This window comes from Herbaspirillum sp. B65 (assembly GCF_000333555.1).
GTDB classification, from domain to species: Bacteria; Pseudomonadota; Gammaproteobacteria; order Burkholderiales; family Burkholderiaceae_D; genus Herbaspirillum; species Herbaspirillum rubrisubalbicans.
This window is the reverse complement of the sequence record NZ_BADI01001077.1, coordinates 1-3,143: the sequence shown is the minus strand read 5'-3', so window position 1 is coordinate 3,143 and position 3,143 is coordinate 1. Positions and strand designations below refer to the sequence as shown.

Genomic DNA, 3,143 nt, shown 5'->3' with positions numbered 1-3,143 from the left:
CATGTTGGTGCCCAGGTAGATGTGCTCGTGGCGATATGAGGAAGTGCTGTGCATGGATTTCCTTTTGCCTATTTGGTGTAGCGGTGAATCGCTTCCAGCACTCTTCCAGGCCCTGGCGGCGTTGCTCATCGGTCAGGCCGGGGCGGGCGACGTGCTCGCGGGCATGGGCTTCGATCAGTTCTTCCATCAGCCCATGCACAGCGCCGCGAATGGCGGCAGCCAGATGCAGGGTCTTGCCGCAATCGGCTTGGCCTTCCAGGGCGCGCTCCAGCGCCTGCACCTGGCCGCCAATGCGGCGCACGCGCTTGAGCAGGGCGTCCGTGTCCTGTGTCAGGTGTGCCATATACCATACCCCCCTATCCTATAAAGTGAGGATTGTAGCGACTTTTCCACGGCGGGTGTGATAGTCGATCCTTCTGATTGGGCAGGACTTGTGTTCTTGCGGGATGGCAATATCATGGGGCAGGTGAAGCTTTGTTCAGTTATGCGTAAGCTAGACGTTATAGCCTCAGGACAATGCGGCAGGTTTCGTCCGCAACCAGGCCTGCCGCGCTGCAGGCCAAGAAGAGCGGGAGACCCGCAGGGAGACAGTGATGGCAAAGAGCAGAGGGGCCGGTGCTACCGGTGCGGCATGGGGGGCTTGGCGGGGCGTCTTGCCCTGGGTGGTCGGGCTGGGACTGGGTGGCGGCGCCACAGGGGTGCTGGACATGGTGGGGGCCGGGCAGTGGCTTGGTGCGCCAGGCGCCAGTTGCGTCGCGGTGCTGCTGGGCATGGTCGGGTTTGCCATGGCGCGTCGCGGCGAGCAGTCGCAAGCGGGGCCACTGGTCGACAAGATCAGTGGCCAGATCGATCACATCATGATTGGCGCGGCCGAAACCTCTTTCTTTGTCGATACCATCAAGACCAAGATAGGCAAGGACGTGGTCGCGGCTGACCGCATCGCCGCCAGTGCCGAGCAGAATGCCGCCACCACCGAGCAGATCGCCGCCAATGCCGAGCGCGCATCCTCCATTGCGGCTGAAGTGCGTACCGAGAGCGTCAGCGGGCGGTCCGAAGTGGACCGTGGCTTGCAGCAGATCGGCCAGGCACGCACGGATGCCTTGTCGGCTTCTTCGATGATGGCGCAACTGCAGGAAAAATCCCGCCGTATCCATGGCATCACCGAAGTCATCAGCGAGATCGCTGCGCGCACCAACCTGCTGGCCCTGAATGCCGCCATCGAGGCGGCACGCGCCGGCGAGCAGGGGCGCGGCTTTGCGGTAGTGGCGGGGGAAGTGCGTCAGTTGGCCCAACGCACCAAGGAGGCGACCGATGACATCGGCGTGATGGTGCGCGCCATCACCGAAGAGGCCGAACGGGCGGCCTCCGGCATGAATTCGTTGAGCAGCCGCGTGCTGGAGGCAGCGCAGAACGTGGAAAAGGTGCATAGTCTCTTGAACAGCATTGAGCGTTCAGCCAGCCAGTCGCAGGAACAAATCGAGGAGATCGCGGTGGCCTCGCGTGAACACGTGCAGACCACCCAGGAAATCGCCGAGGCGATCACCGATATCCGCAACGGCATGTTGCATACCGATGCCGAATTGCCGCGCGTGGCAGCCTCGGCCATGGAACTCTCGGAACGCGCAGAGGCGGTGTTCGAGGCCATCATCGATGGTGGTGCCCACAGCGGGCATGACGAGATCCGGGTGGCGGCGGCGGAGGCGGCACAGGCGGTTGGCAAGCTCTTCGAGGGAGCGATACGGGCCGGGCAGATTACCGAAGCGGCCCTGTTCGATCGGAGCTATACGCCTATTCCCGATACCTCGCCGCAAAAGCATTCCAGCCAGTTCGACGGGTTTACCGACCGCGTGCTGCCGGCCCTGCAGGAGGGGCTGCTGGAGCGTATGCCGCAATTGGCCTATGCCGGAGCGGTTGATAACAACGGTTACTTTCCGACTCACAACAAGAAGTTCTCTCAGCCGCTGACCGGCGACTACGACGTGGACCTGGTCAACAACCGTACCAAGCGCATCTTCAGCGACCGTACCGGCAAGCGCTGCGGGGCCAATACCAAGCCCTTCCTGTTGCAAACCTATCGCCGTGATACCGGCGAGGTGATGCACGACCTGTCGGTGCCCATCTATGTCAACGGCAAGCATTGGGGGGGCTTCCGGGTCGGCTACCGCTCCAGTCATGTGCCTGCGGCGGCTCCGGTGGCAGCCGCCGCGCCGGCTCCTACCCCGGCGCGCACGGCCACACGCCAGCCTGCCACGCCGCGTGCGGCCCGACCGGTGAGGATTTCCAAGGTTTGAGACGGGTATGCATGACAGCGCTCGATTGACTTGTCGCAATAGGGGGGTAAAACCATTTCATTTCCGCGGCTGATTCGCTTGACCCCGCCAGGCGGCTGATAGATTATGCGGCAAGGGGATGTCCGCCCATGCCGGGTGGGCAAGAGATAGCAAGCAGCGCGCTTCCAAGCGTGCGGCGCCAGGGAAGGAAAGACAGTGAAGCCGACGGTACCAGGCAAAGGCGAATCATCCGGCAAGGAGTTCGATTTCAATAGCCGCGATTTCGAACGGGTGCGTGGCCTGATCTACCAGCGGGCCGGCATCGCGCTGGCCGACAGCAAACAGGAAATGGTTTACAGCCGCCTGGCGCGGCGTCTGCGGGCCACCGGCATTACCTCTTTCCAGCAATACCTCGACATGCTGGAGCGCACCCACGATGCCGATGAGTGGGAAGCTTTCACCAATGCCCTGACCACCAACCTGACCTCATTCTTCCGCGAAGCCCACCATTTCCCGATCCTGGCGGACTTCCTCAAGACCCTGAAGGAACCGGCCACCATCTGGTGCTCGGCCGCCTCCACCGGGGAAGAGCCCTATACCATCGCCATGACCGCCTGCGAGGCCTATGGCTCGATGAACCCGCCGGTGCAGATCGTGGCCACCGACATCGATACCAACGTGCTCTCCACCGGCGCCAATGGGGTCTATCCCATGGAGCGCATCGAGAAGATGTCGCCCGAGCGGGTCAAGAAATTCTTCCTGCGCGGCAAGGGTAGCCATGAGGGCTACGTGCGCGTGCGCCCGGAATTGCGCAAGCTGATCACCTTCAAGCAACTGAACCTGCTGGCCGATAGTTGGCCTATCAGCGGTCAG

2 protein-coding genes and 1 pseudogene are annotated in these 3,143 nt (G+C 62.6%); 2 read left to right on the top strand and 1 reads right to left on the bottom strand.

Annotated elements, in window-relative coordinates; translation table 11 throughout:
- Positions 1-68 precede the first annotated feature (68 nt).
- Positions 69-343, bottom strand: a pseudogene (locus tag I5W_RS30560) (metal/formaldehyde-sensitive transcriptional repressor).
- Between the two features lie 250 nt (positions 344-593).
- On the opposite strand from I5W_RS30560, the gene I5W_RS25605 reads away from it, so the two are divergent.
- A complete protein-coding gene (locus I5W_RS25605; protein ID WP_252717225.1) occupies positions 594-2,291 on the top strand; it encodes a methyl-accepting chemotaxis protein in 1,698 nt (565 codons plus the stop codon).
- A 195-nt stretch (positions 2,292-2,486) separates the two neighbouring features.
- A partial coding sequence (locus tag I5W_RS25600; protein WP_044531369.1) for a CheR family methyltransferase occupies positions 2,487-3,143 on the top strand: 657 nt, incomplete at its 3' end.

Excerpts from the sequence above, each read along its gene's own strand:
- I5W_RS25605 (WP_252717225.1), top strand. The coding sequence starts at position 594 with ATGGCAAAGAGCAGAGGGGCCGGTGCTACCGGTGCGGCATGGGGGGCT.